This window comes from Duncaniella dubosii (genome assembly GCF_004803915.1).
Classification (GTDB): Bacteria; Bacteroidota; Bacteroidia; order Bacteroidales; family Muribaculaceae; genus Duncaniella; species Duncaniella dubosii.
Window position 1 is genome coordinate 1,021,015 of sequence record NZ_CP039396.1, and the last position, 26,176, is coordinate 1,047,190.

21 protein-coding genes and 2 pseudogenes are annotated in these 26,176 nt (G+C 52.3%); 12 read left to right on the forward strand and 11 right to left on the reverse strand.

Translation table 11 applies throughout. The features are described 5' to 3' along the window. Nucleotides 1-730 precede the first annotated feature (730 nt). Nucleotides 731-2,578 (forward strand): glutamine--fructose-6-phosphate transaminase (isomerizing), encoded by a 1,848-nt coding sequence (gene glmS / locus E7747_RS04440; RefSeq protein ID WP_136414358.1) that lies wholly within the window; start codon nt 731-733, stop codon nt 2,576-2,578. Between the two features lie 145 nt (nt 2,579-2,723). Further along, nucleotides 2,724-3,323: a rubrerythrin family protein gene (locus tag E7747_RS04445; protein WP_317130224.1), complete on the forward strand. Its 600-nt coding sequence runs from the start codon at nt 2,724-2,726 to the stop codon at nt 3,321-3,323. Between the two features lie 122 nt (nt 3,324-3,445). Here E7747_RS04445 and E7747_RS04450 read toward each other — a convergent pair whose 3' ends face one another. From E7747_RS04450 to E7747_RS04480, 7 genes and pseudogenes are all read right to left on the reverse strand, one after another. Next, entirely contained in the window at nt 3,446-4,258 is an 813-nt protein-coding gene (locus E7747_RS04450; protein WP_123613945.1) for an SDR family oxidoreductase, read from the reverse strand. Between the two features lie 34 nt (nt 4,259-4,292). Next, nucleotides 4,293-5,458 (reverse strand): annotated as a pseudogene (gene uxuA / locus E7747_RS04455) (mannonate dehydratase). Nucleotides 5,459-5,588: 130 nt separating this feature from the next. Beyond that, nucleotides 5,589-6,256 (reverse strand): annotated as a pseudogene (locus E7747_RS04460) (bifunctional 4-hydroxy-2-oxoglutarate aldolase/2-dehydro-3-deoxy-phosphogluconate aldolase). A 436-nt stretch (nt 6,257-6,692) separates the two neighbouring features. Continuing rightward, on the reverse strand, nt 6,693-8,177 hold the full coding sequence (gene xylE, locus E7747_RS04465) for a D-xylose transporter XylE (RefSeq protein WP_136414360.1): 1,485 nt from the start codon (nt 8,175-8,177) through the stop codon (nt 6,693-6,695). A 213-nt stretch (nt 8,178-8,390) separates the two neighbouring features. After that, entirely contained in the window at nt 8,391-9,707 is a 1,317-nt protein-coding gene (gene xylA / locus E7747_RS04470; RefSeq protein ID WP_123613941.1) for a xylose isomerase, read from the reverse strand. A gap of 57 nt (nt 9,708-9,764) precedes the next feature. Beyond that, entirely contained in the window at nt 9,765-11,249 is a 1,485-nt protein-coding gene (locus E7747_RS04475; RefSeq protein ID WP_136414362.1) for a xylulokinase, read from the reverse strand. 81 nt (nt 11,250-11,330) lie between these two features. Then, a complete protein-coding gene (locus E7747_RS04480) occupies nt 11,331-12,044 on the reverse strand; it encodes an NUDIX hydrolase (RefSeq protein ID WP_136414364.1) in 714 nt (237 codons plus the stop codon). 536 nt (nt 12,045-12,580) lie between these two features. Here E7747_RS04480 and E7747_RS04485 point away from each other — a divergent pair. The 3 genes from E7747_RS04485 to E7747_RS04495 all read left to right on the forward strand — a co-directional run bounded on the left by E7747_RS04485 (nt 12,581) and on the right by E7747_RS04495 (nt 15,498). After that, nucleotides 12,581-13,708 carry an OmpA family protein gene (locus tag E7747_RS04485; protein WP_136414366.1) on the forward strand — a complete coding sequence of 376 codons (1,128 nt, stop codon included), beginning with the start codon at nt 12,581-12,583 and terminating at the stop codon, nt 13,706-13,708. Between the two features lie 294 nt (nt 13,709-14,002). Beyond that, entirely contained in the window at nt 14,003-14,191 is a 189-nt protein-coding gene (locus tag E7747_RS04490; protein WP_136414368.1) for a hypothetical protein, read from the forward strand. 92 nt (nt 14,192-14,283) lie between these two features. Then, nucleotides 14,284-15,498 (forward strand): SU10 major capsid protein, encoded by a 1,215-nt coding sequence (locus E7747_RS04495; RefSeq protein ID WP_123613936.1) that lies wholly within the window; start codon nt 14,284-14,286, stop codon nt 15,496-15,498. A 37-nt stretch (nt 15,499-15,535) separates the two neighbouring features. On the opposite strand, the gene E7747_RS04500 is transcribed toward E7747_RS04495, so the two are convergent. The 4 genes from E7747_RS04500 to E7747_RS04515 all read right to left on the reverse strand — a co-directional run bounded on the left by E7747_RS04500 (nt 15,536) and on the right by E7747_RS04515 (nt 18,582). Next, a complete protein-coding gene (locus E7747_RS04500) occupies nt 15,536-15,910 on the reverse strand; it encodes a hypothetical protein (RefSeq protein WP_136414370.1) in 375 nt (124 codons plus the stop codon). A 224-nt stretch (nt 15,911-16,134) separates the two neighbouring features. Further along, on the reverse strand, nt 16,135-17,043 hold the full coding sequence (locus tag E7747_RS04505; protein WP_123613934.1) for an FKBP-type peptidyl-prolyl cis-trans isomerase: 909 nt from the start codon (nt 17,041-17,043) through the stop codon (nt 16,135-16,137). 119 nt (nt 17,044-17,162) lie between these two features. Further along, nucleotides 17,163-17,774: an FKBP-type peptidyl-prolyl cis-trans isomerase gene (locus E7747_RS04510; protein WP_136417027.1), complete on the reverse strand. Its 612-nt coding sequence runs from the start codon at nt 17,772-17,774 to the stop codon at nt 17,163-17,165. Between the two features lie 205 nt (nt 17,775-17,979). Beyond that, on the reverse strand, nt 17,980-18,582 hold the full coding sequence (locus E7747_RS04515; RefSeq protein ID WP_136414372.1) for a riboflavin synthase: 603 nt from the start codon (nt 18,580-18,582) through the stop codon (nt 17,980-17,982). 89 nt (nt 18,583-18,671) lie between these two features. Here E7747_RS04515 and E7747_RS04520 point away from each other — a divergent pair, with 89 nt between their 5' ends. The 7 genes from E7747_RS04520 to queG all read left to right on the forward strand — a co-directional run bounded on the left by E7747_RS04520 (nt 18,672) and on the right by queG (nt 25,986). Continuing rightward, nucleotides 18,672-19,307 carry a cob(I)yrinic acid a,c-diamide adenosyltransferase gene (locus E7747_RS04520; RefSeq protein WP_123613932.1) on the forward strand — a complete coding sequence of 212 codons (636 nt, stop codon included), beginning with the start codon at nt 18,672-18,674 and terminating at the stop codon, nt 19,305-19,307. Between the two features lie 464 nt (nt 19,308-19,771). Then, the gene (gene trpS / locus E7747_RS04525) at nt 19,772-20,836 is read left to right on the forward strand and encodes a tryptophan--tRNA ligase (RefSeq protein ID WP_123613930.1); all 1,065 of its coding nucleotides are present in this window, start codon (nt 19,772-19,774) and stop codon (nt 20,834-20,836) included. A 48-nt stretch (nt 20,837-20,884) separates the two neighbouring features. Further along, nucleotides 20,885-23,020 (forward strand): glycosyltransferase family 117 protein, encoded by a 2,136-nt coding sequence (locus E7747_RS04530; RefSeq protein WP_136414374.1) that lies wholly within the window; start codon nt 20,885-20,887, stop codon nt 23,018-23,020. Further along, nucleotides 22,992-23,807 (forward strand): hypothetical protein, encoded by an 816-nt coding sequence (locus E7747_RS04535; protein ID WP_136414375.1) that lies wholly within the window; start codon nt 22,992-22,994, stop codon nt 23,805-23,807. The genes E7747_RS04530 and E7747_RS04535 overlap by 29 nt, the downstream gene beginning before the upstream one ends. Continuing rightward, nucleotides 23,804-24,373: a hypothetical protein gene (locus E7747_RS04540; RefSeq protein ID WP_136414377.1), complete on the forward strand. Its 570-nt coding sequence runs from the start codon at nt 23,804-23,806 to the stop codon at nt 24,371-24,373. Before E7747_RS04535 ends, E7747_RS04540 begins: the two co-directional genes overlap by 4 nt. A 5-nt stretch (nt 24,374-24,378) precedes the next feature. After that, nucleotides 24,379-24,996, forward strand: a complete 618-nt coding sequence (locus E7747_RS04545) for a polysaccharide deacetylase family protein (RefSeq protein WP_136414379.1) — start codon at nt 24,379-24,381, stop codon at nt 24,994-24,996. A gap of 12 nt (nt 24,997-25,008) precedes the next feature. After that, nucleotides 25,009-25,986 carry a tRNA epoxyqueuosine(34) reductase QueG gene (queG, locus tag E7747_RS04550; protein ID WP_136414381.1) on the forward strand — a complete coding sequence of 326 codons (978 nt, stop codon included), beginning with the start codon at nt 25,009-25,011 and terminating at the stop codon, nt 25,984-25,986. Nucleotides 25,987-26,176 lie beyond the last annotated feature (190 nt).

The following is a 26,176-nucleotide window of genomic DNA, read 5'->3' on the forward strand; positions in this document are numbered from 1 at the left end:
AATTCAATGTCTCTCAGCGTTTCAATCTCCAGCCCCTCACCGCTGTGAGGTTTGCTTCTCAAAAGCGAGTGCAAAGGTAGACACTTTCTGTATTACCTCCAAATTTTTCATGGTGTTTTAACAGAATTTTAACACTTTTGCGTAAATAGAGCCTTTTACCACATTATTAAATATAATATGGCATCTATAATCATATTAAAAATCTCCCCTACCCTCTCAAAAATATAATAGCGGGAACGCCGGAAAAGATGAAGGAACGCAGAAAAAAAATCACGCACCGATATGCGCGGAGCATAATAAAAATTTCACGCGACGCTGATTTTTTTTCGCAAAAGCGTTCAAATTTTGAAAACACACGAGAAGAGAAAAAGATCAGGCCGAATAGCATCTTTTAAATATTGACAACGCAAAAGCGCTTGCTTTTGGATGAATTTAACTCATGGATTGGGAAAATAGAACAAAAATTCGTATATTTGCAAAATATTTGAAAGAATGACAAGCCGTCTTACTGCTTCCACCATCTTTTTCATATGCAATCCGGACAAACCTCTGAAATAATGTCCGGGTCATGAGAGTCAGACTGCTTCTGACTGAAAAGCCAAAGGCAGGACTGCTCTAAAAACATCAGTTCAATAACATTCTTAATCTTAGAGAACCGACAGAGCTCTTCTCCCCGGATAAGCCGATGCGGTCTAAAAATTTTTAAAAACACGACTTATTTAAAGACTTTATGTGCGGAATTGTTGGTTATATCGGCTCAAACAGAGCCTATGACATCCTGATACAGGGACTCAAGCGCCTTGAATATCGCGGTTATGACAGCGCCGGTGTAGCGCTTGTCGACAGCGAAGGGAAGCTTCATGTCCATAAATCACAGGGAAAAGTTTCTAACCTCGAACATGTTGCCCAAGCCGGCTGCATCGAAGGTACTCTCGGTATCGCCCATACCCGCTGGGCTACACACGGCGAGCCGAACGACACCAATGCCCATCCCCATGTGTCGCAGAGCGGCATGATAGCGCTCGTCCACAACGGCACTATCGAAAACTACTCAGTGCTGAAAAAAGTGCTGACCGACCACGGATATGAATTCAAAAGCGAGACAGACACCGAGGTGCTTGTCCAGCTCATCGAATATATCAAGCTCACATCTTCATGCACACTCCTTGAAGCCGTGCGCGAAGCGCTCCTTCAGGTCGAAGGCGCGTATGCCATCGCAGTTGTCGAGCAGGAAAATCCCGACACGATGATTGTGGCACGCAAAAGCTCGCCGCTGGTAATCGGCGTGGGCGAAGGCGAGACTTTCATCGCCTCTGACGCGACTCCGATCGTAGGATATACCGACAAGGTTATCTATCTCAAAGACAACGAAATCGGCATCATCAGCCGCAACGAGCCTCTTCAAGTCATCTCGCTGTCGAGCAACAAACCTTCAGACATCAACATCCAGAAGCTGAAACTTTCGCTCGCCCAGCTTGAAAAGGGCGGCTATGACACATTCATGCTCAAGGAGATTTTCGAGCAGCCGTCTACGCTGCGCGACTGTCTGCGCGGCCGCATCGTAGACAATTGCTCGCGTGTGGTCCTCTCTGGCGTGGAGCTTAACAAGGAGCGCTTCATGAAGGCTGAACGCATCACGCTCGTGGCCTGCGGTACGTCATGGCACGCTGCCCTCATCGGCAAGCGTCTCATTCAGGATTTCTGCCAGATTCCGGTTGAAGTTGAATATGCTTCGGAATTCCGTTACGGCAATCCGGTGCTCAACGAAAAAGACATCGTTATCTCGATAAGCCAGTCGGGCGAGACCGCCGACACTCTTGCTGCCATCCAGCTCGCCCGTGAGAAAGGCGCGTTTGTCTACGGTATCTGCAACGTGGTCGGAGCGTCGATTCCCCGCAATACCGACTCTGGAACATATATCCATGTCGGCCCTGAAATCGGCGTGGCATCAACCAAGGCATTCACAGGTCAGGTGACAGTGCTTACGTTGCTCGCGCTCTCTGTCGGACAGCTTCGCGGCACAATCGACAACGAAACGCTCCACAACATCCTCGTTTCGCTCGACAAAATGCCCGAGACCATCAAGGAGGCTCTCAAAGTTGACGATGAAGTGAAGAAACTTTCGAAAATCTTCGCTTATGCCCACAATTTCCTCTATCTCGGACGTGGCTACAACTACCCCACCGCCCTCGAAGGCGCACTGAAGCTGAAGGAAATCTCATATATCCACGCCGAAGGCTACCCCGCCGCCGAGATGAAGCACGGACCGATTGCGCTCATCGATCATGAGATGCCGAGCGTGATTATCGCTCCGAGCGATTCGCTCTACGACAAGATCATCTCCAACGTACAACAGGTGAAGTCACGTGGAGGAGCAGTCGTGGCAATCGTGTCGGAAGGCAATCAGGCCATGAACGACATCGCCGACTTCTGCATCGAGATTCCCGAAGTACCCGAATGCCTCACTCCGATTGTAGCATCAATCCCACTCCAGCTTCTTGCCTACTATATCGCCGTGAACAAGGGCAAGGATGTCGACCAGCCCCGAAATCTTGCAAAATCAGTCACTGTCGAGTAATATACGACACAGATAAAACCATAGGAAAGTCTCCGCTTGCATTGGCGGAGACTTTTTTTGTGAGGATATGTCAACATTTTATACTCCATAATGGTTTATAAGAGACAGGATAATCAAAGTTAACACATATAATCACTCTATTACTATGACTAAGAAAAGTATAAAAGGCACAAAGACTGAAAAAAATCTGGTGATAGCCTACATGGCTGAATCAGGAGCATATTCCCGTTACACTTATTATGCAGGACAGGCCGACAAGGAAGAGTATTTCCCAATCGGCGAGATTTTCCGCGAGACAGCAGCCAACGAACTGCGCCATGGCAAAATTTTCTTCAAATACCTCGAAGGAGGCTCGCTTGACGTCTGTCTCGGCGTGGATGCCGGAGAAATCGGCGATACCGCATCGAATCTTGCCACTGCCGCTCAGGAAGAACTCACCGAGGGCGTTGAACTTTACACCCAGTCGGCAAAGGTTGCCGACGAGGAGGGTTTCCCCGAAATCGCAGAACATTTCAGAGCCATCGCCTCAATCGAGAAGCGTCACCACGAACGTTTCATGGCCTATCTCAAACAGGTCAAGGAAGGAACTGTGTGGAAACGCACCAAGCCCATCACATGGCAGTGTCTCGTATGCGGCTATCAGATGGTCGGCAAAGAGCCCCGAAAGTATGTCCGGCTTGCGACCATCCCTATCAGCACTACATCGCGCTCGACATGGACGAACTTTAAGAGAAATGCAGCATAACGGTCTGCAATTTCACACTGACCGGATGCTGCCGAATAATGCAAATGTATAAACAGGAAATACCCGCTGCGACTATTTTCGCAGCGGGTATTTCCTGTTTTGTTCCGGCTGTAGGGCCGTTATTACATCGCAAAGGCGTTGAAACCTCCGTCGACGACGGCAACCGTACCTGTCACGAAGCTTGAAGCGTCGGAAATCAGATACTGGATAGTTCCGCAAAGCTCTTCGGGATCGCCGAAACGGCCGAAAGGTGTCTGACGGATCACAGCTGCGCCACGGGCAGTCAGCGAGCCGTCGGGATTGGTGAGCAGCGCGCGGTTCTGGTTGGTCACGAAAAATCCCGGGGCGATGGCGTTGACACGGATGCCCGAGGTAAACTTTGTGGCCACTTCCGTAGCAAGGAAGGCTGTGAAGTTAGAGATACCTGCCTTGGCGGCGGCATAGCCCATCACTCGGGTGATCGGACGGAAAGCAGCCATCGACGAGAAGTTGACAATCGAGCCTTTGCCGGCCTCGACCATCGGCTTGAGGAAAATCTGTGTGGGGATTACAGTGCCTGTGAGGTTAAGGTCGAGCACTTTCTGGAAAGCGTCGATCTTGACATCGAAGAAATTGCCCTCGGGCGAAATGACAGCTCCGGCCATATTGCCACCTGCGGCATTTAGGAGAGCGTCGACACGTCCGTATTTCGCCATGATTGCATCGCAGTTAGCCTGCACCACGGCAGCATCCATCACGTCGGAGACAAGAAACATCGCTTCGCCGCCCTTGGCCTTGATAGCGTTGACAATCTCGTCGCCCTCTTCCTGACGGCGGCCGAGGATAACCACCTTCGCGCCCTGTGTCGCGAGATATTCGCCGATGCAGCGGCCGAGGACACCTGTCCCGCCGGTTATGACCACCACATGGTCCTTGACTGAAAATAATTCGTTCATGATTTTTAGATAGTATTCTGAATTGTCGTTTTAATCAGCAGCCCTTTTCGGCATTGATTGTCGCCATGATGCCCGAGACCATCCCGAGGGCGAGCATTCGGCCGTGGAAAGAATAGCCTGCGTTGTAGCCCATTTTTTCGTCGCCGAGCATCAGCGGAGCGTGGTCGACGCGCATCGGGACTCCGGGACGTTTTTCCTCAAACGTGCGTACCACGTCGATAAGGCGCGGGTCGAGGTGGGTCGACTCCTTGAAGTCGCCGTTGGGCATCACGTTGCAGATGCGGGCATGGACGAAGTGGGTGCGGTCGGCATATTTCTTTGCCAGCTCAGGCACATCGTTGTGGGCTCCGGCGCTGAGCGAACCTGCGCAGAACGTCAGACCGTTGTGAGGGTTGGGCACTGCGTCAAGGAAAGCTTTGATGTCGGCGTCGCAGGTGACGATGCGCGGAAGGCCGAGAATCTGCAGCGGGGGATCGTCGGGGTGGACACACATGTTGATGTCATATTCGTCGCAGACCGGCATGATGGCTTCGAGGAAATATTTCATGTTCTCGCGGAGCTGGTCGGCATCTATGCCGTCGTAGAGCGCGAGGAATTCGCGGAACTTCTGGACCGGGTCGAGATCGCTTTCTGAAATGTTGCCGTTGACGAAGCCTGAGTCTTGACAATGATGTTCTCGACGAGGCGCTTCTCGCCTTCCTCGTCCATTGTCTTCTTCAGCTCGTCGACACGGGCAAGGATTTCGTCTGTGTAGTCCTTCTCCGCTCCCTCGCGCTTGAGGATGTGGATATCGAAATAAGAGAACTCAGCGCGGTTGAAGTAGAGGTTTGAAGTCCCGTCGGGGTTGGGATATTCAAGGTCGGTGCGTGCCCAGTCGAGCACCGGCATGAAGTTGTAGCATATTGTCTTGACACCTGCCTTGCCGAGATTACGGAGCGACTCCTTGTAGTTCTCGATAAGTTGGTCGCGGTCAGGGCCGGCATATTTGATCGACTCGCTCACCGGGAGACTCTCGACCACGCTCCAGCGCAGACCTGCCTTCTCTATGAAGTTTTTCATCTTCTCGACCTCTTCAAGCGACCACACCTCACCGTTGGGAATGTGGTGGAGGGCGGTGACGATGCCTTCGACTCCGATCTGACGGAGCATTTCGAGGGTAATTTTATCGTTGGGGCCGAACCAACGCCATGTTTTTTCCATCTGGTCTATGATAAGTGATGATTATTGTTGCGTATAGCTATAGGAAAGGCGCATGCGGGACGAAGGACTGTTGGAAAGCCCCGGCCCGTCTGCGCCTGTAGATGTTTTCGTTTTTTATGGTCAGTGCATATTATTTGCGGGCCTCAACAACATAAGAGAGAGCCTCACGGCACTTGTCGGTGACATACTGCCAGTCCTGAGCGGCCACGCGGTCTTTCGGAAGAGTTTTGAACCCATGCCGACACACCATACACCGGCCTTGATCCAGCCTTCGATGTTTTCCTTTGTAGGTTCTACGCCGCCGGTGACCATAAGCTTGGTCCAAGGCATGGGAGCAAGGAGACCCTTGACGAACTTTGTGCCGAGCACGTCGCCGGGGAAACACTTGCAAAGGTCGCAGCCGGTTTCCTGTGCGGCACCGACTTCGCTGACTGTTCCGCAACCTGGGGTATAGGGAACGAGACGGCGGTTACATACGCGTGAAACTTCAGGGTTGAAGAGCGGGCCGACAACGAAGCATGCGCCGAGCTGGATGTAGAGTGCGGCGGTAGCTGGATCGACAATCGAGCCGACACCCATTGCCATTTCAGGACATTCCTTTGCAGCAAACTTCACTACCTCTGCAAAAACTTCGTGAGCGAAGTCACCACGGTTGGTGAACTCAAACGCACGGATGCCACCATCGTAGCAAGCCTTTACAACCTGCTTTGCAACTTCTGCGTCTTTGTGGTAGAAAACGGGCACAACACCGGTCTCACCCATCTTGGCGAGGACAGCGATCTTATCAAATTTTGCCATAATTTCTTTGGTAAATCCAAGGGTAAAATGTAATTCGTTAGTTACTCGCAAAGTTAAACAAATCTCGCGAAACTCTAAAATAAAATTATCCCATTTATTGTTAATACCATTCCAGCCAATACAAATAAATAATCAGATGACGGGGATACTGTCCTAATCCTTGAATCATTTGGAATCCTACCTAAACCGAAACAAGGCAATTGTCGCGTATTGATTTAAGCGCTTGTTGTATCTATCGGATCTTAAAAATTACAATAATATAACATCCTATTGTCACCCATAAATTTTCAGTTTTAAAGTTCCGCAATCTGACACACTATCGCCTACCACGCAATGCAATAAAAGGCCGCATCCATGACGGAATGCAGCCTTTTGTCTGATATACCCAAGGCTAATCAGCCATGGGGGAGGATTGACGAAGAAACCTTTGGGGAGATTACTTCTTATCGCGGTTGCGCCAGAGGTTGGTCATGTCTTCGAGGGTCTTGCCCTTGGTTTCGGGGACGAGGGCGGCGACGAACCATGCGGCGATGACGCAGATGATGCCGTAGAGCGCGTAGGCAAACATGTGGCCGAACTTGTCGCCCATGCCGAGACCGTGCATGTTATACATCGGAACGAAGGTCGACGAGACGATGAAGTTGAAAATCCACTGGAAAGCCACCGCGATGGCCACTGCCTGCGAACGGATGGTGTTGGGGAAGATCTCGGCGATGAGCACCCAGCAGATGGGGCCCCATGAGAACATGAACGAAGCCGAGTAGACCATAATCGAGACAACAGGGATGATCGGAGCGATACCGTCGACTATATTGCTGAGAGCCACGCCAAACGCGCCGATAGCCATGCCGATCGACCCCCAGATGAGCAGGGGCTTGCGTCCGAGCTTCTCAACCGAGAAGACTGCAACGAGGGTGAACGAGATGTTGACGATGCCCATGATGATAGTCTGCACCATCGGGTTGCCCATGTTCATCGACTCGAAGATACGGGGTGCGTAGTAGAGCACGGCATTGATGCCGACCGCCTGCTGGAACACCGAAAGCATCACGCCGACAAATATGACCATGATGCCAAACGAGAAGAGCTTTTCGCTCTTGACCTCGACTGTGCTCTTGATCTGGGCAAGGATTTCTTTGGCTTTCTCATAGCCGTTGATGTGCGAGAGCACACCGAGAGCCTTCTCGTCGCGGCTGGTGAGGGCGAGATAGCGCGGTGATTCGGGCACAAGGCTTACGAGGATGGTGAACAGACCGGCTACAATAGCTTCAGAACCAAACATGTAGCGCCAGCCTTTCTCTATGGTCCATGTGTCGGACTCGGCGCTGACCTGATAGAGCGTAGCACCGATTTTCTCGATGACTGGCTGAGTATGCTCTCCGAGGATAAGGAAGTTGACGAAATAGACCACAAGCTGGCCGAAGATGATGGCAAACTGGTTCCACGACACGAGTGTGCCTCGCAGATTCGACGGGGCTACCTCGGCGATATACATCGGGCATATAGCCGACGCGAGTCCCACACCGATGCCTCCGAGAATACGGTAGAAGTTAAAGGCGATCATCAGCCCTGAAGTCGGAGTGCCGTAGTCAAAGAAAAGGAACTCGGGATAATAACTGCCGAGCGCAGAGAGGAAAAAGAAAATGCCGGCGATGGCAAGCGATTTCTTGCGTCCGAAATATGAAGCGAAGAAGCCCGAAACGGCAGCTCCGATGATACAGCCGAGCAGAGCACTCGACGAAGTGATGCCGTGGATGGTGTCAGTGTAGACAAAATCTTTTGCTCCGAGGAAGAAAGCCTGCAGCCCCTTCTCGGCACCTGAAATCACGGCCGTGTCATAGCCGAAAAGCAAGCCTCCGAGCACTGCGACGAGCACAATCGAAAAGAGGTAGACCTTGCTTCCTTTCTGAGGATAGTTCATGGTTAGGTAAGAAGTTTTTGATGGGTTATATAGTTATTGTTGATTGTTTTCAGAGTAGCGGTTTATGAGGAGCGGGGCTGAGTGGAAGAGGATGTGTGTCGGGAATCTATTAGAGGAAAATGTCCGTGCAGGCATCATCTGTCTGATGCCGCACGAACATTGTTTCATGGAAACAGTGAGGTATTCACGGGGAATACACACTGATTTCTCCGCTTAGCAATACATGGCAACGATAGCTTCGTAAAGCTCCTGCTTGCCTGAGGTCTGCTTGGGTTCGGGCTGAGTCTTGGCGTAGGCAACCACGTCTTCAAGAGAGAGCTTGCCTTCCTCGAATTCCTTACCCTTGCCACCGTCGAACGAAGCGTAGCGCTCGGCGAACATGGTCTTGTAGGGTGATTCCTCAAGGATTGCGGCAGCGCTTTCGAGCGCACGTGCCATTGCGTCCATACCGGCGATGTGAGCGATGAAGATATCTTCGAGGTCGGTAGAGTTGCGACGAGTCTTGGCGTCAAAGTTAGTACCGCCGTTGCCGAGGCCGCCGTTACGGATGATCTGCATCATTGCCTGGGTAAGCTCGAAGTTGTCGATGGGGAACTGGTCGGTATCCCAGCCGTTCTGGTAGTCACCACGGTTAGCGTCGATAGAGCCGAGCATGCCGTTGTCGACAGCCACTGCGAGTTCGTGTTCGAAAGTGTGGCCGGCGAGAGTAGCGTGGTTAACCTCGATGTTCACCTTGAAGTCATTTTCGAGACCGTGAGCCTTGAGGAAGCCGATGACAGTCTCAGTGTCGACGTCATACTGGTGCTTAGAGGGTTCCATAGGCTTGGGTTCGATGAGGAATGTGCCGGTGAAGCCTTTTGAGCGGGCATAGTCGCGGGCCATGCGGAGCATAGTTGCGAGATGCTCTTTCTCACGCTTCTGGTCGGTGTTGAGGAGGCTCATGTAGCCTTCGCGTCCACCCCAGAACACATAGTTCTGACCGCCGAGAGCGATAGTAGCGTCGATAGCGTTCTTGATCTGGACTGCTGCACGGGCAACAACATCGAAATCAGGGTTGGTTGCAGCGCCGTTCATGTAGCGGCCGTTGCCAAACACGTTTGCTGTGCCCCAGAGGTTCTTGATTCCGGTTTCGTCCATCTTAGCCTTGAGGTAGGCAACGATTTCCTTCATGCGGCCTTCGTAGTCGTCGATGTCGTTGAGGTCGCCGATGAGGTCGGTGTCGTGGAAGCAGAAATATTCGATGCCCATCTTCTGCATGAACTCGAAACCTGCGTCGGCCTTCTGCTTTGCGATGGTCATTTCGTCAGGACCGATGTTCCAAGGGAATTTCTTTGAAGTTCCGCCGAACTGGTCGCCGCCTTCAGCACAGAGAGTGTGCCACCATGCCATAGCAAACTTGAGCCATTCTTTCATAGGCTTGCCGAGCACAACTTTTTCTGCGTCATAGTAACGATAGGCCATAGGGTTCTTTGAGTCCTTGCCTTCAAACTTGATTTTTCCTATACCGGGAAAATATTCTTTTACTGCCATAATAAATGTATTGATAGATGTATTAAAGATTAAGTATATTGTTTCTATATTTATAAATCAGATTTCGCGCATCAGGCGCTCCTTCCACAGATCGTAGGCATCGCGATAGGCACGGCTGTCGCTGACCGAAGGCTCGATGATCTCGATTTTTTCGAGCGACGCGAACGCCTCGTTGTTGTCGCGATAGATTCCTGCGCCTATTCCCGCACCCTTGGCCGCGCCGACTGAACCGTCGGTGTCGTAAAGCTCGATGGTCGCACCGCTCACGCCGGCAAGCGTGTTGCGGAAAAGCGGACTGAGGAACATGTTGGCATGTCCGGCGTGAATCTTGTTAATCGGCATGCCCATCTGCTCCATAATCTCCATTCCATACATGAACGAGAACACGATGCCCTCCTGAGCCGCACGGAGAAGGTGAGATTTGTTGTGGGTGAGGAAGTTCACACCGTGGATCGAGCAGTTGACCTCCTTGTTCTGCAACACACGCTCCGCTCCGTTGCCGAAGGGGATGACCGACACGCCTTCAGCTCCGATCGGAGCTTTGGCTGCGACATCGTTCATCTCGGCATAGCTTATGCCCTCGGGGGCGACGGTGCGCTTGCTCCACGAATTGAGAATGCCCGTGCCGTTGATGCAGAGCAACACGCCCAGACGGGTGGCCTCGTCGCTGTGGTTGACGTGGGCAAACGTGTTGACACGGCTCTTGACATCATAGTTCACCTCGCCAAGCACACCATAGACCACTCCTGAAGTTCCTGCGGTCGATGCTATTTCACCGGGATTAAACACGTTGAGCGAAAGCGCGTTGTTTGGCTGGTCGCCTGCTCGATACGACACCGGAGTGCCCTCGGTGAGACCAAGCTCGGCAGCCGCTTCGGCTGTCACACGGCCCTGAATCGAGAATGTCGGGACGATTTCGGGGATTATGCTCCCGTCAAATCCGAGATAATCCATCAGGAATCCGGCAACCTTGTTTTCCTTGAAGTCCCAGAGCATCATTTCCGACAGTCCGGAGACGGTGGTGCAGATGCGGTCGGTCAGACGCATGGCGATATAGTCGCCGGGAAGCATAATCTTGTCGATTTTCTCAAACACCTGAGGCTCGTTTTCCTTGACCCACGCAAGCTTGGTGGCGGTGAAGTTGCCGGGTGAGTTGAGTATGTGGCTGAGACACTTCTCTTCGCCGAGTTCGTTGAAGGCCTTTTCGCCGTATGGCACACCTCGCGAGTCACACCAGATGATGGCCGGACGCAGAGGTACTTTGTTCTTGTCGACCATCACGAGGCCGTGCATCTGATAGGATATGCCTATCGCCTTGATGTCCTTCGGATCGGCCTTTGACGAAGCGAGTATGCTCTCGGTGGCATGTTTAAGACTGTCCCACCACTGCTGGGGACGCTGTTCGGCCCATCCGGGCTTCACTGCTATGATCTCGGCCTCGGTACGGGGATAGAAGTCCGATGCCACGGTCTTTCCGGTCTCGACATTCACAAGGCTCGCCTTAACAGAGGAACTGCCTATGTCATATCCTAAAAGATACATATTTCGTGTTGTGTTTGGTTATGATGTAACGTTAATTCTGTTGGTTAAATTTCGAAAAATCCGCCTGCAGGTGTCGTCCGGCTAACGAGAGCCACTGTAGGCTTTCTTGTCGAAGCGGTAGTAGCGGGCCGCCCTGTGAGCCACTCCCTGCTGCCGCTCGTCGAGAGGTATGATATATGACAGCTGCGAGATTTTCTTATGGAAATTTCTCACGTCGAGCTGTTTGTCATAGATAATCTCCATCAGCATCCTGAACTGCGATGCCGTAAATTTCTTCGGCAGAAGGTTGAAGATGAGCGCACGGTTGTTGTCAGCCTCGCGTCTTATGGCCTTCAGAGCCTCGGCGATTATCAGGTTGTGGTCAAAGGCAAGGCGACCGAGCTGATTGAGCCGTTGCCATTCGGCCACTTCAGTGTTGACTGTCTTTTCAAGTGTCTTGTCAAGCTTGACAAGTGAAAAGTAGGCTATGGTCACTATACGCTTCACCTTTGCCTGTTCCTTTTCAAGCCAGTGGACATCGCGCAGATTGCTCGTGCGGTCCTTCGACCCGAAAGCCTTGAACTGTGTCAGCGTCACGTCGCTGACACCGGTCAGTTCCTTGAGCACTCTCGATGCAGCGTCGTCGAGATCCTCATCCTGATAGATGAGGCTGCCCGGCAGTTTATAGTCCATGAAAACCTTGCCGTTTGAGTCGCAACCGCTCCGTTTGCTGAGTAGCACATTCAGACTTTCACCATCGAAGCCGAGTACAACGCAGTCGACCGAGATATGATTATTGGCAAGTGGTGCCGCCATAAAACTTAGTGATTTTTGTGTTAGTCGGTACTTTAAGGTTCTCGCAATGAAGACCGCTCCGGCTGGCACCGGAGGCATTGTCAATCGTTTGCGATGGCAAATGTACGAATTTTACAAATCACGTGTCCACTCAAAAATATGTTGTATAACATAAAAATGAGCGCCTTTCGTTTTCTTACCGTCTACAGTAAGGGGTCGTGTTCACGTCAATTATACAATAAGCTATCACTTCGCTCTGTCTTTTTCTTCCAAATGCCTTGTCTGTTCCGCAATTATACCTTTATACAAGCCATGCGCCTTATAGTCCGACATACAATAAGAACCGCACGTTTCATGCTTTTAATTTTTGTAACACAATCTGTTAAATTTCTCTAACATCTCGGCTTCTTTTCTGATGTCAGTTGTTTATTAGACAAAACTCTCAAACTTTAAACTCAAAAAACCAATAAAAAAACAATAAGTAATATCCATTAAAAAAGAAAAAACATCGCGTTTCGAAAGAAAAGCACTTACACTTCAACTAAAAAAGCAAAGACATGAAACGATTAATTCTTGCTTCAGCCCTCGTCGGCTGTATTATGGGTGCCTCAGCCCAGGATCTGATCGAACGCCCGACATTTGGCGATAATTGGCAGCTCGGCCTCGACGGTGGTATCACCACCCCGCTCAAAGGCCACTCCTTTTTCGGTAACATGCGCCCGACCGTAGGCCTGCATCTTGGGAAACAGCTTACTCCGCTCTTCGGCCTCGGCATCGAAGGCGTGGCAGGCATCAACACATCGACCGTCAATGGCGGACGCAGTAGCAAGACCGCCTTCGACGATACCTATCTCGGTGCCTACGGTACGTTCAATCTAACTAACGCATTCTGCGGTTTCCGCTGCGAACCGCGTCCCTTCACAATCGATGCTGTTGTCGGCATCGGATGGATGCATGACTACGTAAGCTACGGAAGCGACCACAGCAACATCGGCGCAAAAGCCGGCCTCAACTTCAACTTTGCCGTAACCGACCATTTCGGAATCTCGCTAAAACCGAGTGTCCTCTGGAATGTCACCGGCAACGGAACAGGACATGACGATCAGGGTCTCGACCTCAAACGCGCCAACTTCAACCTCACTGTCGGCCTCAACTACAATTTCGGACCCGGCTTCGAATGCGTGAACTGCCCCGACAACTCTGCCGAACTTTCAGAACTCAACGGACGTGTCAACGCCCTCCGTGCTGAAGTCGACGGACGCAACGCAGCCCTTGCAGCAGCCGATGCAAAGAATGCCGAACTTACAGCCGCTCTCGCAGCCGCCAATGCAAAACCGGCAAAGATCATCAAGGAAAACAATCTCGAATCTGTCCGCTACGTCTTCTTCAAGATCGGTTCGAGCGTGATTACAGCAGACCAGCAGCCTAACATCGAAATGATCGCTGCCTACCTCAACAACCATCCCAAGGCCACCGTACAGGTCCGCGGATATGCTTCGGCCGACGGCCCAGCCGATGTCAACGAACGTCTCGCTAAGGCTCGTGCAGAATCTGTCAAGAACGCCCTAATCAAGAGATATAAAATTGATCCCAAGCGCATCAACGCCGAAGGTGAAGGTATCGGACACATGTTCAGCGAAGAATCCTGGAACCGCGTTTCCATCTGTACTCTCGACGCTGACTGACAGAACCCGCGTCTCTAACACCTCTATTATATAATAATGTATAGGAGGTGGAAATCTCCTCTCAACATTGACTGACACACACTTCATAAGTCCCGTCCGACGATTGTCGGACGGGACTTTTTCTATGCCTTCACCATGATTTTTTCTCTTCGTTTTGCATTATCGCACCTTTTTGCCCCCTGCCGTCCCTTAACTTTGCAATGTCGCTCCACAACCATCACCCCTTATTTTCCTTTGTCTATTTCCTCGTCAACCCGGCAACAACCATTTATCCACCCTCAAAAATCCCATTCCATGACACCCGCACCACTTGAATTTGTAAGACATCCTGAAAATGACACCACCGACCCCGCTCAGCAGACAACTGACACACAGACCCCACCTCAGAAACCCGACACAGAAAACAACACAACCGACATCGACCGACACATCATCCTGAACACTCCGCGCAAAAGCGTCTGGGACACACCCCTCACCCCTTAGCCCATTATTATTATTTGTACTTTGTACTTAATCCCTTGTACTTAATACTTTGTACTTAATACTTTGTACTTCGTACTTAATACTTAAAAAAAATGCTCACTACCCAGCTCACCAACGAACTCGCCCCCACCCTGCTCCGCAGCGAAATCGACGAACGCATAGCAAAAGTGCGCCCCTCGTCCACCCCTCTCGACCAGATTTCACGAATGGTCGGAGCGCGAAAAGCCAAATCAATGAAAGTGGAATACTATTCGGTCGATATCAAGGACGGGGCTTCGAAAACCTCACGGTCGCTCCGCGGAGTCACTCTCGCCGCCGGACAATCCTTTGAACTCCCTGTCGAAAACGCCGCCATCTTCACTGAGACCGAAACCGTCCTTCTCCCATCGGTCATCATCCCTAAGGGTTCTTACAAAGGACAGCACCTCGTGGCCTATGTCTCGGCAATCAACGCCGACAGCATCTCGCTCATTCCAGTAAACATCCCCGAAGGCGAAGCCGGTATAGAAATCGGAACAATCGAACAAGGCACTAACGTCACACGCATGGGTCGCGCAGCCCGCGAACTCGATGTCCAGACATCACAATACGTCGCGCTTCCACGCAAAAACTACAATTTCTGCCAAATATTCAAAAGTCAGGTCGAAGAAGGTTTCTATCAGCGACTTTCCGATAAAGAAGTCGGCTGGACATTCTCTGATCAGGAAGAAGTAGCCATAATGGACATGCGCATGGGCATCGAGAAATCGTTTCTCTTCGGAGCACGCGCCCGCATCTCACTCCCCGACAGTCAGGATGAAATCCTGTTCACAGGAGGCATCTGGAATCAGACCGACCGCACTTTCACCTACGAGAATATGACCGAGCAGGGACTCACAGCCCTCTCGCGTGCGGCTTTCACCGGACGGTCGGGCTCATCGCGCAAAGTGCTCATCGGTGGATCAGGGCTTATAGAGGCTATCTGCATGACTCCTCATGTCAAGTCAATCAGCGCCGATGACAGGGAAGTCGTATGGGGCATCGACTTCCACCGCATTGTCTCCAAGTTCGGGACACTCTATGTTCATCACTCCGAGGTCTTCGACCTCTGCGGCAAAGAGAACTGTGGCATGGTAATAGATCCTGAATACATCACCAAATACACCCATGTCCCTTTCTCGGCCGACCGCATCAGCTTCCGCAAGCAGGGTGTCCGCAACACCGAAGGCGTAGTCCTCACCGAAGCCTCCTGTCTTGTGCTACGTCACCCGGACTCCCACCTCCGGATTGAAATGGCATCCGAAGCAAACAGTCCTTCAGCGAGATAAGAAGCCGACAGGGTCGTACATCCGTACGACCCTGTTGTTATTCCTCAGTCTGGATGCACTTAGTGCTAAGACTGAAATACAGCAGTCCGAAAATCAGTATGGCCAGCGCGATACCGGCCACAATCTCCTTAACCTCCGGGGAACTTAGCTTTGCAATCATAAATGCGATCATCCACATCACGCTCGACATGCCACCGCCGGAAATGCCGTCGCGTCTGAATGCCTTCCACGACCATCCGTTGGCGCGCAGACATAGAAACAGCGATATTAGATAAGCGCAAAACAGTGTCATGGCTACAATCTGTAGGGCAAGCGGCCCGGGAAACATCGCAATCCACACCACTAATATCCATCCTGCGGCAAAAGCTATCAGGTTTACTGTCCGTGCCGACGACAATACTATGTTTTTCATCTTTTCCTTGATTATTATAATGTGACCAATTGATATCGATATGATTATACGCTTGCAAATTTAATCATTACCGTTAAAAAAAACAAATAAAGACGACAAGTTTCTATTCCATCTCTCTGCTCATTTACCGAACAGAGAGATCCGGAATAGGAACCTGTCGTCTTTTCTATGTGCGCGTTTATCAGCCTCTGTCATCCGACAGGGCTACATGCACACAAATATTATTAATTAGCGGGAGTGATGTCGGAAGTCTCAACCTCAAACACGAGCATTGCGTTGGGTGCAATGCCGGCCTGCTGGTTGCCGTCGACTCCATAGGCAAGATTGCCGGGGATATAGAGCACATACTGTGAACCGTTCTTCATCATGGCGAGACCTTCACCGAAACCGGGAACGACACGCTTGGGGTTCATCACGACACCGTCTGAGTTGCTGTCAAACACTTTGCCGTCGATGAGCTTGCCGGTATATTTCACCTTGGCGCTGCCGTTCTGACCGACTGCTTCGCCTGTACCTTCCTTGATCACCTTGTATGCAAGACCTGAAGGAAGCACCTTGATTGCGGGGTCTTTAGCCATCTGATCCTTCAGATAAGCCTCGCCGGCAGCAGTGTTTTCCTTAGCTTCGGGGCTGTTTTCCTTGGCCTGACGGGCTTCTTCTTCCTTCTGCTGGTAAAATTCCATCATCTTCTGCTGTGCCTGTTCTGCGAGAACTTGGAACTGGGTCTGTGCCTCACGGAGAGCATCCTGATTGACTGTATCGGCAGAGAATGCCTTGGCGTATGCCTCATAAAGCTTGGCACGGTCGATGGGCACACCTGCTTCCTCATAACGGAAGAGCTGACCTACGAGCTGCAGACCGAAGCTGAGACCTGTAAGGTAGCCCTGCTGGGTGGTGTCGGTCATGATCACCTGCTTGAGACCGCGGAGAATGTCTTCTTTCTTAAGATTAGCTTTCTGATCTTCGGGGAGGGTGAGATATTCCGATGCAAGACGGCAGCCCTGAGCCTCGCCCATAGCTACAGAGAGTGAATCGCCGAATCCCTTGTTGGCATTGCTTGATGATGAATTGCCGCATGAGCTCGCGCCGAGCAGCACTGCGGCCACGCCGCAAGCCATAATTAGCTTTTTCATAAACTTTTGTAAATTTTATTTTTTAATGGTGTTTTCTTGTCGTTTTCTATTTTTTACGCCGAAGTGCGGCCGCCACTGTCATAGCGCCCGCACCTTCTCGGCTATAGGATAGATTTTTCTTATTTCTTGATTACCTTGAGCAGCTCTACGTCAAAGATAAGAGTCGCGTTCGGGCCAATCACACCGCCTGCGCCCTGCGGGCCGTATGCCAGCTGCGAGGGAATGAACAGACGCCACTTCGATCCGGCCTTCATGAGCTGGAGTGCTTCAACCCATCCGGGGATAACCTGTGTCACACCGAATGTCGCGGGTACGCCACGCTCTACAGAGCTGTCAAACACAGTGCCGTCGATAAGTTTGCCTGTGTAGTGGACCTCGACCTGATCCTGAGCGGTAGGCATCTCGCCGTCGCCTTCGGTAATCACCTCATACTGCAGGCCGGAAGCTGTGGTCTTGACCTCCACGCGCTTGCCGTTCTCTTCGAGGAACTGCTTGCCGGCTGCCTCATTCACGTCGGCCATCTTGGCTGCCTCGGCACGCTGCTTCTCCTCAAGTGCGGTGAAATATTTCTGAATCTCAGCCTTTGCCTCGTCGTAGCTCATCTTGGGTTCGCTGCCATAGAACACAGCGGCAACTCCGTCGGCGAAATCCTGTACGTTGATTTCCTGAATGCCGCTCGCACGGAAATTGTTGCCCATGCTCAATCCGAGAGCATAGCTGATACGGTCCAATTCTTTATTTTCCATAATTATTTTTTGATTTAATTGTCATCAAGTCTGCAAAGATAGCCTATTTTGCAACGCTCTTTCCAATAATTTTAATTTAAAAAAGTTAAAATCTCAATCGTGCCCGCGCCACAAGCTACCGTTTTGTACAACAAACACCGCCGCCGTTTGGTTCAGCGCCCGGATGTCAGCAAGTTACGAGCGCGACTGTTTAGAATTCCTTCAAGCGCGCCAAATACTTACCGATGATATCGAACTCGATGTTGACCTTAGTCCCGACCTCGATTTCCTTGAAATTGGTATGCTCGAACGTGTAGGGAATGATGGCCACCCGGAATGAGTAGCGCTCCGAGTCACAGACGGTAAGGCTGACTCCGTTGACCGTGACCGAACCCTTTTCGACTGTCACATAGCCTTTGGCCGCCATTTCGGGAGCCACATTATATGCAAATTTGTAGTAGCGGCTGCCTTCAACCTCTTCGATTGCCTCGCAGACCGCCGTACAGTCCACATGGCCCTGCACGATATGCCCGTCCAGCCGGCCGTTCATCACCATCGAGCGCTCAAGGTTCACGAGACTGCCCGCTTCGAGCAGACCAAGATTGCTGCGGTCGAGTGTCTCCTGAATGGCTGTCACGGTATAAGTTCCGTCGCCCGGAAGCGAAACCACTGTCAGACAGACTCCGTTGTGAGCCACGCTCTGGTCGATTTTTAGCTCGTCCGTGAAACTGCACTTCACCCGCAGGTCGACATTGCCGTCCTTTCTAACCACGTCAACCACCTGCGCAGCCTCTTCTACTATGCCTGAGAACATAATTATTGCTATTTTTAGTGTCTTGATTGTTTATATAATGGTGCAAATTTACGAAATTTGCCACTTAATGCAAAAACACAACCCGAATCATGAAAAAAAGCCCTCTTTACACCCGCACAGGCGACACCGGCATGACCTCTCTCATCGGAGGACAGCGCGTCGCCAAAAATTCGCCCCGCGTATCAGCCTATGGAACCCTTGACGAACTCAACGCCATGATAGGACTCGTACAGGCTCATTGCACCGAGCTTGACAACTTCGTGACAGCGACACTCCTGTCAATCAACAACACTCTGTTCAACATCGGCGCATATCTCGCCACACCATCGCCACAGACCGACAGTCAGCCCGAAGCGCCTGCCGGCGACACTCCCGGCCAATCCCCCGAGCCGGAGTCTCAGACCGACGGCCCTGCCGAAAAAATCACAGCCACGCTCACCCCTGTCCTCACCGAGCTTGAACATCAGATCGACCTTCTCGACTCGTCTGTCCCACCGATCCGTCTGTTCGTCCTCCCCGGCGGGTCGATCGGGGCAGCCCACGCCCATGTCGCACGCACCATCTGCCGCCGTGCCGAGCGCGAAATCCTCAACCTCGCCGACACAGGAGCGTTTGTAGCTCCGATAGTCCTCACATATATCAACCGCCTCAGCGACTACCTCTTCGCACTCGCCCGCTACATCAATCACTTCACAGGCACTCCCGAACTCACATGGCATAGATAAGCATCATCTTCCGGCCAATAATCGCCAAATCCCGGCAAGATTCTAAACTTAACTCCGTCCGCTCTGCATTTACCGACATCATTTCGCAGGAGGCATACTGACTGCTAATCAGCCGGTATGCCTCCCTCATTCTATATCCCCATCCCGGCAACAATTCCTGCGTCAAAATCTTGGAAAACGGCAAAAACAGCCCCGAAAACCTTGGAAAAACGGCAATATGACCATGTTCATTCGCCGTCAGACTGACTGCGGAGGTGTTTACCGGGTAGATTTCAGCGGACTAACGTAATGAAACCATAACAGCAAAATGGAGAACGGAAATGTTATAAATGCTTTATTAATAGATTGTTCAGAGAGATTGGCCTGTTTTTATTCGGCAGTTACAGAGCTTTTTTGTAAATTTGTAGCCAAATTACCCGTTGCAGGGCTAATGACATTACTAACAATCTAACCATCACCATATTATGAACAATAAAGAAGTGGTTCTCTCCGGCATACGTGCCACAGGCAACCTTCACCTCGGCAACTACTACGGAGCGCTCAGCAAGTTCGTTAAAATGCAAAACGACTACGACTGTCTGTTTTTCATCGCTGACCTCCATGCCCTCACAACCAATCCAGAACCCGACGCCCTCCATGCAAACGTCAAGAACATCCTTGCCGAATATCTCGCAGCGGGCATCGATCCCGAGAAGGCTACAATCTTCGTCCAGAGCGATGTCCCCGAAATCTCAGAGATGTATCTCCTGCTCAACATGCACGTCGGCATCGGCGAACTGATGCGCACGGCTTCATTCAAGGACAAGGCGCGCAAACAGCTCGGCATCAAGACAGGAAACGACGACGAAGACATCGAGAAGCAGATCATAGGCACCGACTCCAACAAGCGTGTCAACGCCGGACTCCTCACCTATCCCACCCTCATGGCCGTCGACATCCTCATCCAGAAAGCTCATAGAGTGCCTGTCGGAAAAGATCAGGAACAGCACCTCGAACTCACCCGCCGTTTCGCACGCCGCTTCAACTCGTTCTATGGCGTAGACCTCTTCCCCGAACCCCAGAACTTCAACTTCGGCGACCATGCGGTCAAAGTCCCCGGACTCGACGGCTCAGGCAAAATGGGCAAGAGCGAAGGCAACTGCATCTACCTCATCGACGAGGAAAAGGCTCTTCGCAAAAAGGTGATGCGCGCCGTGACCGACGAAGGTCCTAAAGAACCCAACCAGCCGATTTCCGAGCCTGTGCAGAACCTTCTCACACTCATGGAGCTTACCTCAGCCCCCGAAATCGTCCAGAGCTACCGCGATGCCTATGCCGACTGCTCAATCCGCTACGGCGACATGAAAAAGCAACTCGCCGAAGACATCCTGAAGGTCACCACACCCATCCGCGAGCGCTACCACGACATCCGCAACGACGACGCATACATCTCGCGCATTGTCCGCGAAGGTGCCGAGCGTGCACGCGAACGCGCTTCAAAGACACTCTCGGAAGTGCGCGAAGTGATGGGCATCCGCCGTTTCTGGTAAACAGCCCCGCTTTTCCGCTAACACTGATTACATTGATAATCCGGATAAATGAAAAAATATAATCTTATCAACAATTCGCTCGGCTGGCTCTGCTTCGTCATCGCAGCGGTGACCTACATGCTCACCCTTGAGCCTACAGCGAGCTTCTGGGACTGCCCGGAATTCATATCCCAAGGCTACAAGCTTGAAGTCGGCCACCCGCCGGGCAACCCTATCTTCATGCTTGCCGCCCGCTTCTTTGTCAACTTCGCATTCGGCGATGTCAGCAAAGTCGCGCTTATGGTCAACTCCATGTCCGCACTCCTCTCGGCCGGCACAATCCTGCTGCTGTTCTGGACAATCACCCATCTCGTCCGCCGTCTTGTCGTGAAGGATAATGTCGAGAACCTCTCGCTCACACAGATGCTCGTCATCTTCGGCTCGGGTATCTGCGGCGCTCTCGCCTACACGTGGAGCGACACGTTCTGGTTCTCGGCAGTCGAGGGCGAGGTCTATGCCTTCTCCTCGTTCTGCACGGCTCTTGTCTTCTGGCTCATCCTCAAATGGGAGAACCGCGCCGAACGACCCCATAGCGACAAATACCTGATACTCATAGCCTACGTCATCGGTATCTCAATCGCAGTCCACCTGCTCAACCTCCTCTGTATCCCCGCCATCGCTCTCGTCATCTACTACCGCCTCTGGAATAACACCACAGCCAAAGGCTCACTGGTGACTCTCGCGGTTTCGGCTGTGGTAGTCGGACTTATCCTCTACGGCCTTGTCCCCGGATTCATCGAGGTATCGCAATATTTCGAACTCTTCTTCGTCAATGTGCTCGGCTGCAGCTACAACATGGGCGTGCTCATCTATGCAATCCTTGCGGTAGCCTGCTTCATCTGGGCCATCAGCGAACTTTACAAGCAGAACAGCATCGCGAAAATCCGCATCAGCGTGCTGCTCAGCATCTTCTTCTCCGGTATTCCCTTCATCGGCGACAGCATGTGGATTCCTGTGATCATCATGATTGCGGTCATCGCTTATCTCTTCGTCGCCAAGAAACTCCCGGTGCGCATCCTCAATCTCGTCGTGATGAGCATATTCGTCATCTTCATCGGCTATTCGTCATACGCTCTGCTGCTTATCCGCGCAAGCGCCAACCCGCCGATGAACCAGAACGCTCCCGACAACGTTTTCGCACTCGCCTCCTACCTCAACCGCGAGCAGTATGGCGAGCGTCCGCTCTTCTACGGACAGACCCACCAGTCGTCCGTGGTCTATGAAATCGACGCTCAAGGCCAGGCTTCACCTATGTATAAGGAAGGAAAACCGCTCTATGCAAAGGTGGTCAAGACCTCAACCGACCAGCCCGACCACTACGAAATCACCGGCTACAAGAAAGACTATGTGATGGCTCCGGAGCTCAACATGCTCTTCCCGCGTATCTACAGCGGACAGCATGCCGCCGCCTACTCCGACTGGATCGGCGGACTCAAGGGCAAGCCCGTGAGCGCTACCCGCTATGTCCATGACGGCGAAGTCCTCCAGACGGTCGACGCTATCAAGCCCACTATGGGCGAAAGCCTGCGATTCTTCCTCGTCTACCAGCTCAACCACATGTACTGGCGCTACTTCATGTGGAACTTCGCAGGCCGCCAGAACGACATCCAAGGCAACGGCGAAGTCAATCACGGCAACTGGATTTCAGGCATACCGTTCATCGACAATCCGCGTCTCGGCGACCAGAGCCTTCTCCCCTACTCCGACGGCGAAGGCAACAAAGGCCACAATGTCTTCTATATGCTCCCGCTAATCATGGGCATCATCGGCCTCGGCTGGCAGGCTTTCACCTCCAAGCGCGGCATCGAGCAGTTCTGGGTCATCTTCTTCCTCTTCTTCATGACCGGCATAGCCATCGTGCTCTACCTCAACCAGACCCCGACACAGCCCCGTGAGCGTGACTATGCGTTCGCAGGTTCGTTCTACGCCTTCGCAATCTGGTTAGGCATGGGCGTGGCCGGACTCTGGGCGCTTGTCTGCGAACTGTTCAACCGCAAAGGCAAGGAGAAAGGCAAAAAACACACTTCCGGCAGAGGTTCTCGCCGCCAAGGAGCGCAAAGTCAGCCTCGCCGGTGCGGTTTTCGCCTGCCTCGTGGGCCTGTTTGTCCCGCTGCAGATGGTATCGCAGACGTGGGACGACCATGACCGCTCGGGCCGCTACGTCACCCGCGACTTCGGCATGAACTACCTTGACTCCGTTGACGAAAACGGTATCATCTTCACCAACGGCGACAATGACACCTTCCCTCTCTGGTATGCTCAGGAGGTCGAGGGACACCGCACCGATGTCAAGGTTGTCAACCTCTCGTATCTCACCACCGACTGGTATGCAAATCAGGTCAAGCACCCCTCATATCAGGCCGAAGGAATCGAGACACTTGCCAAGCCCGAAGATTACGGCTACGAACGCATGAATTTCAGCTATTTAGCGGCCGACTGCGACAGCACACCCGTCAATGTCTTCACTGCGTTGCGTCAGGTTTATGACCAAAGCTCAAGCAAGAACGCATGGAACGCCCCGATGATGGAATACAACAACTTCATCATCCCCGTCGACATCCCTGCCGCCGTAAAGGCCGGACGCATTACCGAACATGAGGCAGAAGTGGCCGACACAGCCATCCGCGCCAACATGGCCGACGACCGCGAGGCATCGCGCCACGGAGGTATGACCCTCAGCCAGATTCTCTCGCTCGACATGCTCGCGACATCTGTCAAGAACGGATGGAAAAACCCCATCTACTTCGCATCGACAGTGCCTTCCGACTACTATATCGCCCTCCAGCCCTACATGCGCTCGACAGGTATGGCCTACGAGGTGACACCTGTCCGCAACGAGGAAAACGGCGACTATGACATCAACGCCGTCAACACCGACAAGGCTTACCGCAACATAACCGAGAAATTCCGCTGGGCGGACTCGACAAGGTGACCGACCCGAGTCAGATATACCTCGACGAGACCGTGCGCAAGATGGTGACCACCACCCGCTCCTACATTCTCGGTACTGCGACCGCGATGATCAACGAAGCTGTGATGGCCGAACGAGCCGACTCCATAGCTACTGACGATGAAGCCCGCAAGCAGCTCGAAGCCTACAAGACCGACCGCTATGCCAAGGCCAAGGAGCTTCTGACCATCATCGAGGAGAAACTGCCCGAAGCCGCAGCCCCCTACGCTATCCAGATACCGCAGAAGATGGCACAGATCTATGCCCGCATCGGCGTCGCCACCGGCGACAAGGAAGCATCGGCAAAGGCCATCGAGCTTCTCGAGAAGGAAATCATGCGCTATGCCGGAAATGTGAAATACTACCAGAGCCTCAACCCCTGGCAGTATGCCACCCTCCCGCAGACCGACCGTTTCATAGAGACATATTATATGGTCTATCTACTTCAGGATCTCGGCGACATAGGCGGTGATCCGGAAAAGATGGTTGACCGACTCACCGACATGGGTGTCAATTTCGACCGCATTGTCTCCATCCTCCAGCAGTAGAATCCATGTGGATCGAACAACCGCCGTTTTTCTACCGTCTGCTCTTCACCGAAGCTATATGGCGTATACTCCACCGGGGAAAAAAGGTCGTCTATCTCACTTTTGACGACGGCCCTATCCCCGAGGAGACGCCGTGGGTGCTCGACGTGCTTGACCGCTACGACATCAAAGCCACCTTCTTCATGGTCGGCGACAATGTGAGAAAGCACCCCGAAGTGTTTGAGGAAGTCAAACGGCGCGGCCACTCCTACGGCAACCATACCATGCACCACCTGCAGGGGCTGAAAGAATGTGCCACCACATTTTTCCGCGACATCACTGAGGCCGACCGGTATATCGGCTCAATCCTGTTCCGGCCGCCACACGGCATCATCTCCCCGCTCCAGACAAAGCTCATCAAGCGCCACTACAATATAATAATGTATGACGTGGTGACACGCGACTACTCTAAACGTGTCACGAAAGAGCAGGTGCTTGACAATGTGAAGCGCTACACCCGCAACGGGTCTATAATCGTGTTTCACGACTCTCTCAAAGCCCACGAGAAGATGCGCTATGCCCTCCCGCGCGCCATCGAATGGCTCAGGGAGCAGGGCTATGAGTTCCGCGCACTGCCAATGTGAACGGTGTTGCCGATGGATGCCGCTGAAATCAAACAACTGCTGAAAGCGGCGGGAGCGTTCAAGTCAGGAATCGCACCCGCTGAGGAAGTCGATGCCGACCGCATGGCCGACTACGACAGATGGCTTTCCGAAGGCCGTCACGCCTCAATGTCCTATCTTGAGAAATACAATGATATCCGACGGAATCCCGCTCTGCTCCTACCCGGAGCAAAGAGCGTGATTTCGTCGGTTTTCAATTACTGGTGGGGACGCTCCGACAGCCCGCTGAAATGGGCCTCATACGCTCTTGGAGATGACTATCACGACGTGGTGCGCTCGCGACTGCAAAGCGTGGCCGACACAATTGTCCGCGAGACAGGGGCGGAATGCCGTGTCTGTGTGGACACAGCCCCGATTTCCGAACGCTACTGGGCTGTCAGAAGCGGTGTCGGCTTCATCGGGTTGAACCGTCAGCTTATTGTACCCGGCGCAGGCACACATTTCTTCCTCGGAGAGATTGTCACTACCCTGCCACTCACGCCTGACTCTCCCGAGACGCGCACCTGCGGTGAATGCCGGCGCTGCCTGACCTCCTGTCCCGGCGGAGCGCTCAGCGACACAGGGCTTGATGCCAACCGCTGCCTCTCCTACCTGACCATCGAACACCGTGGCGATTTCCCGGCCACTGTCTCCTCCAATCCGGCCATGTCAGACAGACAAGCGGACAACGACCAAAGCCTGTCGCCGGCCATACGTTTCGGCCGACACATCTACGGCTGTGATGTCTGTCAGGATGTCTGCCCGCACAACCGTTTCGCCCCCATCTCTGAAATCGAGGAATTCCGCCCGCGTCCGGCCATATTGCAACTCGACACAGAAGCCATACTCTCCATGAAGCAGGAAGACTTCTCAACCATCTTCCGACGTTCGGCCATCAAGCGCACCAAACTCGCCGGCCTCCAACGCAACGCCATCAAAATCAAGGCAAACGACAAAAACACACATAACTAACGGGGAGATAAAAATATTTCAGTCACAATGCCACAGCATTGCTCCTTCAATTCATCACAAAATCCATCTCAAGAGAATGGACACCGGCTTTCACATTTGTTTTTAAACAACCTCTAACAAAAATCAAGGAGAAAAATTGAAACTTTATGAGACAATGAGCTTGTAATTTTATTATTTTTTATCTACCTTG